The organism is Nocardia puris (assembly GCF_036051655.1).
GTDB classification, from domain to species: Bacteria; Actinomycetota; Actinomycetes; order Mycobacteriales; family Mycobacteriaceae; genus Nocardia; species Nocardia puris.
Genome location: NZ_CP107943.1, coordinates 5,529,512 through 5,543,534, shown reverse-complemented (window position 1 = coordinate 5,543,534; position 14,023 = coordinate 5,529,512). Strand labels below are relative to the sequence as shown.

Genomic DNA, 14,023 nt, shown 5'->3' with positions numbered 1-14,023 from the left:
GGCATGACTGACGAGCCCGACACCTCCGTGCGCGAACTGGCCGACATCCCCTCCGTCGAGGTGATCAGCCGCGCGGCCGTGATGCTGATGAGTTCCGCGGCGGAGAAGCTGGGGCTCGGCGACGCCGATCCCGACAACAGCCCCTACCGCGACCTGGACGAGGCGCGCCGCGTCATCACCGCGCTCGCCGGGCTGGTCACCGCGTCCGTGGAGTACCTGGGGCCGCACGCCGGTCCGATCCGGGAAGGGTTGCAGTCGTTGCAGCGCGCGTTCCGGGAGGCGTCGGCGCATCCGGACGCGCCGGGGCAGGGACCGGGTGAGAAGTACACCGGGCCGGTGTACTGAGGGACTGTCGGGCCATTCCGCGATTTGGTGGGCCGACACCGCGGCCACTGCGACTTCGGACGTTGTGGTCGGCGGCACCCCAAGGGATGCCGGCTCGGTGAGACCGGCTCGAGGTCGGGACAGCCCCGAATCCCCTGGCGCACCGCGCCGTCCGAGACGACGGCACCGCGCTGACGGTCGGCCCAGGATCGCGCCGCCGAGACCCACGGCGGATGCGCATTCGAGCGGCGAGGGCAGCGGCGGAGCGTCTGCGCGCCGGAGGTGTCCGCGACCGCACTGTGCGGGCGGCCCGCTGCGGCCGCCCCTTCGGTCCGTCGGCCCACACTCGGCTCGCGACGACGGCGGGAACTGAGCCCGTCACCTCGAGGGCCGTGTCCTCGGTCGCCCGGGCGGTAGATCCTCCGGCATGCTGTAGGGATGGCGCGGATCGTTCTGGTACCCGGATTCTGGCTCGGCGCGTGGGCGTGGGACGAGGTCGCGGCCGACCTGCGCGGGCGCGGGCACGACGTGGTCGCGCTGACCCCGCCCGGCCGGGACCCGGCCGACCCCGATCGCTTCACGGCGACCTTCGAGCAGCAGGCCCGCGCGATCCTGGACGCCGCCGGCGACGCGGAAGACGTTGTGGTGGTGGCGCATTCGGGTGGAGCATCCGCCGCCTACCTCGCCACCGACTACGCGCCGGACCGGTTCCGCCGCGCGGTGTACGTGGACGCCGCGCCGGTGCGTGACGGGTTCGTCATCAAGGGCGACCTCGGCGACGCCACGGAATACCCGCTGCCGGACTGGGAGCTGTTCGAGTCCGAGGGCACCAGCCTCGACGGCTTGGACGAGGCCGCGCTGGCGCGGTTCCGCGAGCGGGCCGTGTCGGAGCCGGCGAGCATCGCGGGAGCCCCACTGCGCCTGAGTGATTCACCCGCCCGCCTCCGGGTGCCGACGACCGTCGTGTGCACCAGCATCACGGCCGAGTTGGTCCGCCAGCTCAGCGCGAGCGGCGAAGCGCCTGCCTTCGAGGAGATCGACCGCCTCGCCGACGTCACCCTCCTCGACCTCCCCACCGGCCACTGGCCGATGTGGTCGGAGGCGAAGAAGCTGGCCGACCTCATCGACGCCGCCACGGTGGAGTGAGCCGACGACAAGGGCGGGGTGGGCCGTTCGGCCGCACCCCGCCCCCGGGTCGGTGACCCGCTCAGAGTCCCGGGGTGACCGAGATCGATGAGCCGGTGGCGATGGCTTGGGCCAGCGCCTGGAAAAGGCTGGTCAGGCCGGAGCTACCGGTGTCCATGGTGGTGGTTCCTTTCGCTGGGCGCTCAGGCGCCGGGGGTGTAGTTGAGGGACGAGCCGCCGCTCAGAAATGCCAAGATCTGCGCGACCAGCGCGGCGATATCCACGCCTTCCATGGGGGTGTTCCTTTCCTTCCCAACGGCTTTCGGGCATGACGACAACCCGGGCCGTGTTCACTTACCGCAACTGTCCGGGACGCAACCCGACACGGTGAGCCGATCTTACACACGCTTGTTTCACTTCTGTCCAGCTTTTCGGCAACCCGGTCCGGCCGCCCCGTCCAGCACCACCCCGCCACCCAACCGCGCGCCACGAAAAGCACTGTGCCGCACCGGTGATCCGATGCGGCACAGTCACAGTCGACGCGGCGAACCTCAGCGCAAGGCGGCGGCCTTCCGCGCGAGCTTCTTCGCCACCGCCGTCTCGGCGGGCGCCTTGGCCACCGCCTTCTTGGCCGGGGCCTTCTTCGCCGCCGTCTTCTTGGCGGGCGCCTTCTTCGCCGGCGCCTTCGCGGGGACGGCGCGGGCGCCCTCGGCGAGCGCTTCCTTCAGGAACTGCCCCGTGTAGCTGTCCGCGACGGCGGCGACGTCTTCCGGTGTGCCCTCGGCGACGACGGTGCCACCGCCCGAACCGCCCTCGGGCCCCATGTCCACCACCCAGTCGGCGGTCTTGATGACGTCGAGGTTGTGCTCGATGACGATCACCGTGTTGCCCTTGTCGACCAGGCCGTTGATCACGCCCAGCAGCTTGCGGATGTCCTCGAAGTGCAGGCCGGTGGTGGGCTCGTCCAGGATGTAGACGGTGCGGCCGGTGGAGCGCTTCTGCAACTCCGCCGCCAGCTTCACGCGCTGCGCCTCGCCGCCGGACAGGGTGGGCGCGCTCTGGCCGAGGCGCACGTACCCGAGACCGACGTCGACCAGGGTCTTGAGGTAGCGGTGGATCGAGGTGACCGGCTCGAAGAACTCGGCCGCCACCTCGATGGGCATGTCCAGCACCTCGGCGATGGTCTTGCCCTTGTAGTGCACCTCGAGGGTTTCCCGGTTGTAGCGCGCGCCCTGGCACACCTCGCACGGGACGTACACGTCGGGCAGGAAGTTCATCTCGATCTTGAGGGTGCCGTCGCCGGAGCACGCCTCGCAGCGCCCGCCCTTGACGTTGAACGAGAACCGGCCCGGCTGGTAGCCGCGCACCTTCGCCTCGGTGGTGGCCGCGAACAGGGTGCGGATCTTGTCGAACACGCCGGTGTAGGTGGCCGGGTTGGAGCGCGGCGTGCGCCCGATGGGCGACTGGTCGACCTGCACCAGCTTGTCCAGGTGGTCGAGCCCGTTGACGCGGGTGTGGCGGCCGGGCACCTGGCGCGCGCCGTTGAGCTTGTTGGCCAGCACGGTGGCGAGGATGTCGTTGACGAGCGTGGACTTGCCCGATCCGGAGACGCCGGTGACGGCGGTGAGCACGCCCAGCGGGAAGGACACGTCGATGCCCTTCAGGTTGTGCTCGGTGGCGCCGACGACGGTGAGCTTGCGCTTCTTGTCGACCGGGCGGCGCACCATCGGCACCTCGATGCGCTCGCGGCCCGCGAGGTAGGCGCCGGTGAGCGAGTCCGGGTCGGTGAGCAGTTCCTGGTACGGACCGCTGTGCACCACCCGGCCGCCGTGTTCGCCGGCGAGCGGGCCGATGTCGACCACCCAGTCCGAGGCGCGGATGGTGTCCTCGTCGTGTTCGACCACGATCAGGGTGTTGCCGAGATTCTTCAGGCGCGTGAGGGTTTCGATGAGGCGGCGGTTGTCGCGCTGGTGCAGGCCGATGGAGGGCTCGTCCAGCACGTAGAGCACGCCGACCAGACCGGACCCGATCTGGGTGGCCAAGCGGATGCGCTGCGCCTCACCGCCGGACAGCGTGGCCGCCGCCCGCGACAGGGTGAGGTACTCGAGGCCGACGTCGAGCAGGAAGCCGAGCCGCGCCTGCACCTCCTTGAGCACCTGGCCCGCGATCGCGGCCTCCCGCTCCCCCAGTGTGAGCGCGTTCAGGAACGCCGAGCAGTCGCCGATGGAGAGATCGCTCACGTCGGCGATGGACTTGCGCTCCCCGCCCGAGGCGATGGTGACGGCCAGGATCTCCGGGCGCAGCCGCGCGCCGTTGCAGACGGGGCACGGGATATCGCGCATGTACCCGTCGTAGTGCTCCTTCATCTGCTCGGACTCGGTGTTCTCCATGCGCCGCTGCAGGAACGGCATCACGCCTTCGAAATCGGCGTAGTACGACCGCTTGCGGCCGTAGCGGTTGGTGTAGGAGACGTGCACCTGGTCGGCGCTGCCCTCGAGCACGGCCTTGCGCGCCTTGAGCGGCAGGTCCCGCCACGGGGTGTCCATGGAGAACCCGACCGCCTCCGCCAGGCCGGCGAGCAGGCGGTTGAAGTACTCGGCGGTCTGCCCGCGCGACCACGGCGCGATGGCGCCCTCGGCCAGGCTCAGGTCGGGGTCGGGGACCACCAGGTCGGGGTCGACCTCCTTGCGGATGCCGAGTCCGGTGCAGTCGGGGCAGGCGCCGTAGGGCGAGTTGAAGGAGAACGAGCGCGGTTCGAGATCCTCGATGTCGAGGGGGTGGCCGTTGGGGCAGGCCAGCTTCTCGGAGAAGCGGCGCTCCCGGTCGTGGGCGTGCTCGTCGCGGTCCACGAAGTCCAGCACGACGATGCCGTCGGCCAGGCGCAGCGCCGTCTCGATCGAGTCGGTGAGGCGCTGTTTGGAGGTGGGCTTGACGGTGAGGCGGTCCACGACCACCTCGACGTCGTGCTTCTCCTGCTTCTTCAGCTTCGGCGGATCGGTGAGGGGGTAGACCACGCCGTCGACCCGCACGCGCGAGTAGCCCTGGGTGTTGAGCTGGTCGAACAGGTCCACGAACTCGCCCTTGCGGGTGCGCACCACCGGCGCGAGCACCTGGAATTTGGTGCCCTCGGGCATGGCCAGCACCTGGTCGACGATCTGCTGCGGGGTCTGCTTGGCGATGAGCTCGCCGCAGACCGGGCAGTGCGGGGTGCCCGCGCGCGCGTAGAGCAGGCGCAGGTAGTCGTACACCTCGGTGATGGTGCCGACGGTGGACCGCGGGTTGCGGTTGGTGGACTTCTGGTCGATGGACACCGCGGGCGAGAGCCCCTCGATGAAGTCGACGTCGGGTTTGTCCATCTGGCCGAGGAACTGGCGGGCGTAGGCCGACAGCGATTCGACGTAGCGGCGCTGGCCCTCGGCGAAGATGGTGTCGAAGGCGAGGCTGGATTTGCCGGAGCCGGAGAGTCCGGTGAACACGATCAGGCTGTCGCGGGGCAGATCGAGGTCGACCCCCTTGAGGTTGTGCTCCCGAGCTCCGCGCACAGTGAGGCGTTCCGCCACCTGGTCAGTCCCTTCTCGATCGTGTGTCGAACGTGCAGATACACCCCCGCTGGCCATGCTAGGCCCGACCACCGACAAGTTTCGCGGCGCGAGGCGAAGCGCACGATCCGGCGCCGGTTCACCCGGCCCGGCGGACCCCGTCGGCGGTGCCGCGCACCCGGGTGCCGCGCTCGTCCACGGTGACGTGCACCGTGCCCGCCCCCACCCGCACGCCGCGGATGCGCAGCGGCAGGTACCGGTCGGGCACGGCCGGAGCGACGCGCACCCCGTCGGCCTCGGGTTCCAGCCGCAGCAGCGCGCGCAGGAACAGCAGGGGCGCGGCGGCCGCCCACGCCTGCGGCGAACAGGAGGTGGGATACGGCACGGGTGCGTCGAATTCCGAACGATCGAAACCGCAGAACAGTTCCGGCAACCGGTGGTCGAAGTGGGCGGCCGCGTCGAGAACGGCCTCGGCGACGCGGGCCGCGTGCGCGGTGAATCCGTAGCGGGCCAGCCCGGCGGCGCACAGGGCGTTGTCGTGCGGCCACACCGATCCGTTGTGGTAGCTGACGGGGTTGTAGGCGCCCATCTCCGCGGACAGGGTGCGGATGCCCCAGCCGCTGAACATGTCCGGGGCGAGCAGCCGGTCGGCGACGAGCGCGGCCTTGTCCTCGTCGGCGATGCCGGTCCACAGGCAGTGGCCGATATTCGAGGTGAGAGCGTCGATGGGACGCTTGTCGCGATCCAGGCCCAGGGCGTACCAGCCGCGGTCGGGCAGCCAGAACGCCGCGTCGAACGCCTCCTTCAGGCGCGCGGCGGCGGCGCGCAGGCGGGTGGCGGTCGCGGTGTCGCCGGTGTCGTCGGCGAGCGCGGCCCTGGCGAGGTAGGCGGCGTAGGCGTAGCCCTGCACCTCGGCGAGCGCGATGGGCGCCTCGGGCAGGGAGCCGTCGGCGAAGGTGACGCCGTCCCACGAGTCCTTCCAGCCCTGGTTGCCGAGCCCGGTGTCGCCGGTGCGGCGATATTCGACGAAGCCGTCGCCGTCCGCGTCGCCGTAGCGTTCGATCCAATCGATCGCGCGGTCGGCGTGCGGGAGCAGCGCGTCGCGGTCGGCCGGGTCCAGGCCCCAGCGGTTCAGTTCGCCGAGGAGCATCACGAACAGCGGCGTGGCGTCGGCGGTGCCGTAGTAGACCGGCGCGCCCCCGGGCAGCCGGGCCGCGGCGCGCCCGACGCGCACCTCGTGCGGGATGCGTCCGGGCTGTTCCTCGGTGACGGGGTCCGCGCGGGTGCCCTGGAGATCGGCGAGGGTGCGCAGGGTGCCGAGCGCGGGCGCGGTGTCCAGGGGCAGTGACATCCACGAGGTGAGCAGCGAGTCGCGGCCGAACAGCGCCATGTACCAGGGCGCGCCGGCCGCGACGGCGGTGCGGTCGCCGTCGGCGAGGCGCAGCGCGCCGAGATCGGCGAGGGTGCGGTGCAGCACGGCCGACAGCGTGTGGTCGGCGGTGCCGACGACCGGGGCGGATGCGTACCAGTCGCGCAACCGGCGCGCCGGCGCGCTGTCGGCCACGGCGACGCCGCACGGGTGGCCGGGGGTGATCTCCTCGTCACCGAGGTGCGGCAGGTACTGGACGCAGCCGGTCCAGGTGCCGCGCGGCGGGAGCCGCAACCGCCAGCGCAGCGCGCGGCCCACGGCGGTGGCGCCGGCCGCGCGGACGGTGACGGCGAGCCCCGGTGCGGCCGCGATGTCGAGTGCGCCTTCGCCGCAACGGATCTCGGTGGCGCAGGCGGCGTCGCGCCCGTCCTTGACAGCGAAGAGGTCGGCGAAGTCGGCGTCCACTTCTAGGGCGAGGACGCAGTCGAACGCGGTGCCCGCGAGGTTGCGGACGGTGAGGTCCTCGCGCATGCCGTCGCCGACGTGTCGCGCGACGGTGACCAGGGCGGCGCTGTCGGCCCGGCCCTCGGGCGGCGGGGTGCGCAGCAGCAGGGTGGCGCTGAACGGTTCGGCGGGGCGCACGCCGAGCGGTTGCGGGGCGTGGCCGTTCACCGTGAGCCGCCAGCCCGACAGCACGCGGGTGTCACGGACGAACAGTCCCTCGGCACGGTCGGCGGCGATCGTGCCACCGCCGCGGCTGAGGCAGAATGTGGACCCCTCGACCAGCATCACCGACGGCGCGCTCATGCCGGTACCTCATGTGATCGCGCCCCGCGCACGCCACCCGACCCCGTGGAACCCCCTGCCGCCGAGTGGACCATCGGCTACAACTTCCGTGCGTGCGATACCGGATGTCCAGCATACTCGGAAAGATCAACAAGCCCACCGGCTTTCGCGCGGCCGTTCACGGGACGCGGTGCGCGCGCACGCGCTAGGTTGGCTCGGGGGATGACGGCGAGGAGGGCCGGGGTGCTCAGGGTATTCCTGGTGGACGACCACGAGATCGTGCGACGCGGCCTGATCGATCTACTCGAGAGCGATCCCGAACTCACCGTCATCGGCGAGGCGGGCGATGTGGCACAGGCGATGTCGGGCATCCGGTCGCTGCGCCCCGACGTGGCGGTGCTCGATGTGCGCCTGCCCGACGGTAACGGCATCGAGCTGTGCCGGGACCTGCTCGCCGAGATCGACGGCCTGCGCTGCCTGATCCTCACCTCCTACACCGACGAGCACGCCATGCTGGACGCGATCCTGGCCGGTGCGGGCGGCTACGTGGTGAAGAACATCAAGGGCATGGAGCTGGCCGAGGCGATCAAGGCGGTGGGCGCGGGCCGCTCGCTGCTGGACACCCGCGCCGCGACCGCGCTCAAGGCGCGCCTGCGCGGCGGCGTCACCGAGGACGGGCCGCTGGCCGGTCTCACCGAACAGGAGCGCAGGCTGCTCGCGCTGCTCGGCGAGGGGCTGACCAATCGGCAGATCGCGGCGCGCATGTTCCTGGCGGAGAAGACCGTCAAGAACTACGTGTCCCGGCTGCTGGCGAAGCTGGGGATGGAGCGGCGCACGCAGGCGGCGGTGCTCGCGTCGAAGCTGCGCGAGCGCTGAGACCGCCTGCCGCTCAGGCGTTCTCGGCGGGCGTGACGAGCGTGAGATCGCCGTCGTAACGGCGGTAGAGCAGGTTTCCGCGCTGGGTGGCGCGTTCGGTGAAGAACAGGAACGGCAATCCGTTGCGGCACAGGCGCAGCGCGGCCTCGTCCTCGGTGAGCTGCGGCGCGGGCGCCGAATCCACGGTCAGCGGAAGGGAACTCACGGTGAGCGGCCGGTCGGCGGCCGCCAGCGGGTGCACCGCACTGCGCTGGCGCACCAGGTGCACGCCGAGCGGTTCGGACCAGTGCACGACGGCGTCCTCGCCGGTCTGCGCGTCGGTGAACAGGTAGGCATCGTAGTCCATCGCGTCCATCACCGACGTGGCCTCCGACGGGGTGCCGGTGAGCAGCTCGCACTCCTTGCGCCGGATGATCGGGCGCTCCTCGGTGACCTCGGCCAGCGGCGGGCGCGCCGGATCGGGCCAGTCCCGGCTCTGCCTGGCCAGTAGGCGAGTGAGCTGGCGGTCCAGCCGCTCCACCGCGAAGGTCACCGCGAAACCGCGCGGCCCGGTGACCTGCACGCGCGCCGGGGTGTCGTGCAGGCGCACGTTGGCCTGCACCACGGTGGGCGCGTCCGGCTCGGGCGGCGCGGTCACCCGGACGCGGGCGGGCACGTCGAGGTGGTGGCGGCGCAGGACGCGGCCGATCGCGCGCACCGCCCTCGTCACATCGGCGGGCGGCACCGCACCGCGGGTGGTCACCGCCAGATCGGGGTCGGCGGCGCTGGACCAGTGTTCCGAGGAGTACAGCGAGCGCGATGAATACATAGGACACCTCTACTCTCAAATCACCCAGTGCGCATATCCCACCTCCGTGACGCCGTCGCGAACAGGGCCGAAAGTCCTCTGATCGGGAACAGACTCGCGAATTAGACTGGTGGGCGCGCCGATCACGCGCCCACGGACAGGACACACCGGATGACCGAAGACAGCGGTAACGGGCTGTACTCGGTGCGTGACACGCTCTCGCAACTGCGCCTGCGCGAGTTGCTGAGCGAGGTCAAGGAGCGGGTCGAGCTGATCATCGACTCCCGCGACCGGATGGACGGCCTGGTCGAGGCCATGCTCACCGTCACCTCCGGACTGGACCTGGACGACACGCTGCGCGCCATCGTGCGCACCGCGACCAGCCTGGTCGACGCCCGCTACGGCGCGCTGGCGGTGCGCGGCCACGACGGACAGGTCGTGCAGTTCCTCGACGAGGGCATGGACGAGATCACCCGGGAGCGCATCGGGAAGCTGCCCGCCGGGCACGGCGTGCTCGGCGCGGTGTTCAGCCGCGCGAAACCCCTTCGCCTGGACGATCTCACGCGTCATCCGGAGTCGGTCGGCTTCCCCGAGGGGCATCCGCCGATGCACACGTTCCTCGGCGTGCCGGTGCGCATCCGCGACGAGGTGTTCGGCAGCCTGTACCTCACCGAGAAGGCGGGCGGGCACCCGTTCACCGAGGACGACGACGTGCTGGTGCAGGCGCTGGCCGCCGCCGCGGGCATCGCGGTGGACAACGCGCGCCTCTACGAGTCGGCGCGCACCAGGCAGGCGTGGATCGAGGCCACCCGCGATATCGCCACCGAGTTCCTGGCGGGCACCGCCTCCGACCGGGTGCTCACCCACGTGGTGGACCACGCCCGCGCGCTGACCGGCTCGCACCGCTGCTTCCTGGCCGGCTGCGACGCCGACGAGGACACCGACGAACTGGTGCTCACGCACTGGTCGGGGCCCGGTTCCGGACACGAGGGCTGGTTGATCGCCACCGAGGCCACCGCGCTCGGCGAGGCGTTCACCCGCCGCACGCCGCTGCGGTTCGACGACGCGGCGCGCATCGACCTCGGCGTCCCGCTCGCCGACGTGGGTCCGGTGCTGATCCTGCCGCTGTGCACGCCCGACGCCACGCTGGGCGTGCTCGTCGCGGTGCGCCCGGCCGACTCGGCGCCCTATCCGGACGAACTGGTGGAGCTGACGGCCGCGTTCACCGATCAGGCCGCGCTGGCCATGCAGCTCGCCGACACCCAGCGCCGGATGCGGGAGCTGGACCTGTTCGCCGATCGCGACCGCATCGCCCGCGACCTGCACGACCACGTCATCCAGCGGTTGTTCGCCATCGGCCTGACCTTGCAGGGCGCGCTGCCCAAGGCGATGGTTCCCGAAGTGCGCCAGCGCCTTTCGGGTTCGATCAACGAGTTGCAGGAGGTGGTGGAGGAGATCCGCAGCTCCATCTTCGACCTGCACAGCGGCGGCGACGGGCCGACCTTGCAGCAGCGCATCGAACATGCCGTGCGTCAGCAGACCGCCGACACCTCGCTGCGCGCGACCGTGCAGGTGAGCGGCCCGCTGTCGGTGGTGGAGGCCGAACTCGCCGACCACGCCGAGGCGGTGGTGCGCGAGGCGGTGAGCAACGCGGTGCGCCATTCCGGGGCCGATATCGTCGGGGTGGAGATCACCGTCGCCGACGACCTCACCATCGTGGTCACCGACAACGGCTGGGGCGTGCCGCACCACGTGGTTCGCAGCGGGCTGCGCAATCTGGAACAGCGCGCGCAGAAGGCCGGCGGGCAGTTCACCCTCACGGCCGCCGACCGTCCCGCCGAGGGCACCGGGCTGCCCGGGACACGGCTGTGCTGGACGGTGCCGCTGCCCGCGGACTGAGCGCGGGGGTCGAGCGAGAGTCGGGGGTCCGAGGCGCCGTCGCCCGCGCCGACAGCCCGACAGACCGAGCACCGTCAACCGCGCGAGTAGCCCAACAGACCGAAGCACGGTCAGCCGCGCCGGTAGCCGAACGGACCAAGCGCCATCAGCCGCCCGACTGGCCGAACGGACCGAGCACCATCAGCCCCGCGAGTAGCCGGACGGCCCGAGCACCAGCATCGAGTTGTGCCCGCCCATACCAAGCGAGGACTTCAGCGTCAAGCCCCCCTCGAGCGGCGTCGGCCCATCCAGGAGCAGCGGGTGGTGCACCGGGGAGACGATCGGCGGGGCCGGTAGTACGCCCCGTTCGTAGGCCATCGCCGCGACCGCGACCTCGACGGCGGCGGCCGCGCCCTGGCTGTGGCCGGTGAGCGGCTTGAGCGCGTACGGGCGCGCGCGGTCGCCGAGCACCCCGGTGAGCAGGGCTCGTTCGGCCGCTTCGCATTGCGCGGTACCGGTGCCGTGCGCGTTCAGATAGGCGATGTCGTCGGCGGTGACGCCGGCCGCGGCCAGCGCCCGCGCGGCGCAGTCGAGGATGTGCGTGTGGCCGGGGTCCACCGAGACCACGTGATAAGCGTCGTTGGTCATGCCGCCGCCGAGCACGGCGGCGTACGGTCTCTCGGCGCGCCGGGTGAGCACGAACGCCACCGACGCCTCCGCGAAGCCGAACCCGCGGCTGCCCTCTTGGAAGGGACGGCACGCCTCCAGCGGATCGCTGTCGGTGACGGCCGCGCCGAGGCGCACGAAGTGCTCGACCATGTCGGGGGTGGCCGACATATCGGTGGCCACGCAGATCACGTCGTCGGCGATGCCGCTGTCCAGCCACAGTTTCGCGGTGATGAGCGCGACGTTGGCCGAGCTGCACGCCGCCGACACGTTCATCGACGGTCCGTGGAATCCGTACTCCTGCATCACCACCGAGATCGGCGTGGACGGCAGCAGCCGCATGTAATCGCGGGAGCGGCGGTGCCCCTCGTCGATCAGGTAGAAATCGCGCCAATTCACCACGTCGCCCAGCACGATGGCGTGCAGCAGGCCGACGGTGCGGCCCGGCCGCCAGCCGCGGTCGTGGGCGTCGGCGATCGCCTCGCGCGCGGCCTCGTGCACGGCGCGCCCGTACCGGCTGGTGCTGATCGCGGGATCGCCGCCGTCGGAGACCAGGGCGACCCACGCTTGTTCGTCGCGTCCCGGCCCGTAACCGGGTTCCAATTGCGCCGCGGCCTTCCCGCTCAGCAAACCATCCCACAGGGACTCGCGCCCCCACCCGTACCCGGTGACCACGCCGACACCGGCGATCGACATAGAATCCTGCTGCGGCGGATGAGCGCCCGGCATATCATCGCTCCTTCGGCGGCTCCCGGGCCGGACCCCCTCGGTCCGACCTGCTCCCCGGGGAACCCGGTCTGTAATGATCACCGGACCGGACCCGATGAAGTGCCCGAACCGTGATCCGAGCAAACGCGTCGACGATGTGATTTCTCGCGCGTCGACACAACAATAGACCCGTGTTGAGATAGCAGTAGGACTGTCGACGATCGGGGGTTGACGAGTGGGTGAGAGGACCGACGGCATCGCGGACGCCGAGCAACTCGCTCAGCGCTACCGCTCCCTGGTCGAACACACCCCCGACGGGATCTGCGTGCACGAGCACGGCATCGTCGTCTACGTCAACCAGGCCACCGTCCGCCTGCTCGCCGCCGAGCGCGCGGAGCAGATCGTCGGCAAACCCCTCACCCGGTTCGTGCACCCCGACTCGGTGCCCGCCATGCTCGACCGCATCGCCAAACTCACCACCTCGGGCGCGGCCTCGGCGCCCACCGAGATGCGGCTGCTGCGCCTGGACGGCGAATCGGTGCCGGTGGAGACGGTGTCGGTGCTCACCCCGTGGCACGACCACCACGCCTACCAGGTCGTCATCCACGATCTGACCGCGCAGCGCGCCGCCGAGGACGCCCAGCGCCGCGCCGAACAGCACTTCACCACCGTGGTGTCGCAGCTGGAGGAGGGCGTGGTCGTGATCGACCGGTCCGGGCGCATCGAGTCGGCCAACCCGGCGGCGCGCCGGATCTTCGGCGGCGAGCACGAGCGCGACGACGTCATCGTCGGGCGTTCCATCGAGGATCTGCCGCTCACCCTGCTCGACGCCAACGCCCAGCCGCTGCCGCCGGCCCGCCACCCGATGGCGCGCACGCTGGCTACCGGCGAGACCGTCTCGGGATACATTTTCGGCATAGATCGCCTGGACGGGCAGCGGCGCTGGCTCTCGGGCAGCAGCCGCCTGCTCAACCCGGGCGATCCGCACTCCCCCGCGGTGTCGTCGTTCGCCGACATCACCGAATTCCGCGCCAGCAGGCGGCAACTCGAATACCAGGCCACCCACGATTCGCTCACCGGGCTGGCGAACCGGTCGCTGGTGCTGTCGCGGCTGGCGGCGACCCTGGCCACCGATTCGGACCTGCCCTACTCGACGGTGCTGTTCATCGACCTGGACGGATTCAAGGCGATCAACGACACCCTCGGCCACGCCATCGGCGACACCGTCCTGCAGATCGTGGCGCAGCGGCTCCAGCGCGCGCTGCGCGGCGACGACCTGGTCGGCAGGCTGGGCGGCGACGAGTTCCTGGTGCTGCTGGCCGGGCGCGGGCGACGCGTCGACGTGGACACCCTGGTCACGCGTCTGCGCACCACCATGTCCGAGCCGATCGTGGCGCGCGGCCATCGCATCGCCGTGGACGCCTCCATCGGCGTGACCGAACTCACCCCCGGCGACCGCCGCACGCCCGAGGCCGTCCTGCACGACGCCGATCAGGCCATGTACCAGGCCAAACCGCCCGGCCACCGGGAGAGCGGCGTGGCCAAAGCGCGCACCGGCTCGACCGGATGATCATCGAACAGGCGCTGCTGCCGGTCCGGCCGGAGCTCGCCGACGCCTTCGAAACCGCGTTCGCCGAGGCGCGCCCGATCATCGCGGGCATGCCCGGATTCCGGTCGCTCTCGCTGTCGCGGTGCGTGGAGGAACCCGGCCACTACCTGCTGCTCGTCGAATGGGACACGCTCGCCGATCACGTGGTCGGCTTCCGCGGCTCCCCGCAGTACCGGCGCTGGAAGGAACTGCTGCACCACTTCTACGATCCGTTCCCCGACGTCCGCCACTACGCCCCGGTGCGTCTCGCCGACGCACCCACCGGACCTGCGACGACGGCGCACCCGCCCGCGGCGCAGTAGACTCGACAGTTCTGTTTTCGCGCGTGCGCAAGGATCGGCGCACGCCCGGCTCAT

10 protein-coding genes are annotated in these 14,023 nt (G+C 71.2%); 6 read left to right on the top strand and 4 right to left on the bottom strand.

Annotation, left to right across the window (positions count from 1 at the left end; translation table 11 throughout):
* The first annotated feature begins 3 nt into the window (after positions 1–3).
* Both OHB21_RS25470 and OHB21_RS25465 read left to right on the top strand, forming a co-directional pair.
* Positions 4–345 carry a DUF1844 domain-containing protein gene (locus OHB21_RS25470; protein ID WP_067506726.1) on the top strand — a complete coding sequence of 114 codons (342 nt, stop codon included), beginning with the start codon at positions 4–6 and terminating at the stop codon, positions 343–345.
* Between the two features lie 417 nt (positions 346–762).
* The gene (locus tag OHB21_RS25465) at positions 763–1,470 is read left to right on the top strand and encodes an alpha/beta fold hydrolase (RefSeq protein ID WP_067506731.1); all 708 of its coding nucleotides are present in this window, start codon (positions 763–765) and stop codon (positions 1,468–1,470) included.
* 530 nt (positions 1,471–2,000) lie between these two features.
* On the opposite strand, the gene uvrA is transcribed toward OHB21_RS25465, so the two are convergent.
* Both uvrA and OHB21_RS25455 read right to left on the bottom strand, forming a co-directional pair.
* A complete protein-coding gene (gene uvrA, locus OHB21_RS25460) occupies positions 2,001–5,009 on the bottom strand; it encodes an excinuclease ABC subunit UvrA (RefSeq protein ID WP_067506733.1) in 3,009 nt (1,002 codons plus the stop codon).
* A gap of 118 nt (positions 5,010–5,127) precedes the next feature.
* Entirely contained in the window at positions 5,128–7,164 is a 2,037-nt protein-coding gene (locus tag OHB21_RS25455) for an amylo-alpha-1,6-glucosidase (RefSeq protein ID WP_067506736.1), read from the bottom strand.
* A gap of 222 nt (positions 7,165–7,386) precedes the next feature.
* Here OHB21_RS25455 and OHB21_RS25450 point away from each other — a divergent pair, with 222 nt between their 5' ends.
* On the top strand, positions 7,387–8,019 hold the full coding sequence (locus tag OHB21_RS25450; protein WP_067506740.1) for a response regulator: 633 nt from the start codon (positions 7,387–7,389) through the stop codon (positions 8,017–8,019).
* A 13-nt stretch (positions 8,020–8,032) separates the two neighbouring features.
* Here the strand turns inward: OHB21_RS25450 and OHB21_RS25445 are convergent, their stop codons facing one another.
* Complete coding sequence (locus OHB21_RS25445; protein ID WP_084537456.1) at positions 8,033–8,827, bottom strand: sigma 54 modulation/S30EA ribosomal C-terminal domain-containing protein; 795 nt, start codon at positions 8,825–8,827, stop codon at positions 8,033–8,035.
* Between the two features lie 150 nt (positions 8,828–8,977).
* Here OHB21_RS25445 and OHB21_RS25440 point away from each other — a divergent pair, with 150 nt between their 5' ends.
* On the top strand, positions 8,978–10,705 hold the full coding sequence (locus tag OHB21_RS25440) for a sensor histidine kinase (RefSeq protein ID WP_067506743.1): 1,728 nt from the start codon (positions 8,978–8,980) through the stop codon (positions 10,703–10,705).
* A 180-nt stretch (positions 10,706–10,885) separates the two neighbouring features.
* Here OHB21_RS25440 and OHB21_RS25435 read toward each other — a convergent pair whose 3' ends face one another.
* Entirely contained in the window at positions 10,886–12,046 is a 1,161-nt protein-coding gene (locus tag OHB21_RS25435) for a beta-ketoacyl synthase N-terminal-like domain-containing protein (protein ID WP_067506746.1), read from the bottom strand.
* Between the two features lie 247 nt (positions 12,047–12,293).
* Between OHB21_RS25435 and OHB21_RS25430 the strand changes: the two genes are divergently transcribed.
* Together OHB21_RS25430 and OHB21_RS25425 are read left to right on the top strand one after the other, a co-directional pair.
* The gene (locus OHB21_RS25430) at positions 12,294–13,628 is read left to right on the top strand and encodes a diguanylate cyclase domain-containing protein (RefSeq protein WP_067506750.1); all 1,335 of its coding nucleotides are present in this window, start codon (positions 12,294–12,296) and stop codon (positions 13,626–13,628) included.
* Positions 13,625–13,969: an antibiotic biosynthesis monooxygenase family protein gene (locus OHB21_RS25425; protein WP_067506753.1), complete on the top strand. Its 345-nt coding sequence runs from the start codon at positions 13,625–13,627 to the stop codon at positions 13,967–13,969. The genes OHB21_RS25430 and OHB21_RS25425 overlap by 4 nt, the downstream gene beginning before the upstream one ends.
* The last annotated feature ends 54 nt before the right edge of the window (positions 13,970–14,023 follow it).

What these genes read in the sequence shown, in the direction of transcription:
- OHB21_RS25470 (WP_067506726.1), top strand. Translation starts at nt 4, where the DNA reads ATGACTGACGAGCCCGACACCTCCGTGCGCGAACTGGCCGACATCCCC.
- OHB21_RS25455 (WP_067506736.1), bottom strand. Translation starts at nt 7,164, where the DNA reads ATGAGCGCGCCGTCGGTGATGCTGGTCGAGGGGTCCACATTCTGCCTC.
- OHB21_RS25445 (WP_084537456.1), bottom strand. Translation starts at nt 8,827, where the DNA reads ATGTATTCATCGCGCTCGCTGTACTCCTCGGAACACTGGTCCAGCGCC.
- OHB21_RS25425 (WP_067506753.1), top strand. Translation starts at nt 13,625, where the DNA reads ATGATCATCGAACAGGCGCTGCTGCCGGTCCGGCCGGAGCTCGCCGAC.
- OHB21_RS25435 (WP_067506746.1), bottom strand. Translation starts at nt 12,046, where the DNA reads ATGTCGATCGCCGGTGTCGGCGTGGTCACCGGGTACGGGTGGGGGCGC.
- OHB21_RS25465 (WP_067506731.1), top strand. Translation starts at nt 763, where the DNA reads ATGGCGCGGATCGTTCTGGTACCCGGATTCTGGCTCGGCGCGTGGGCG.
- OHB21_RS25440 (WP_067506743.1), top strand. Translation starts at nt 8,978, where the DNA reads ATGACCGAAGACAGCGGTAACGGGCTGTACTCGGTGCGTGACACGCTC.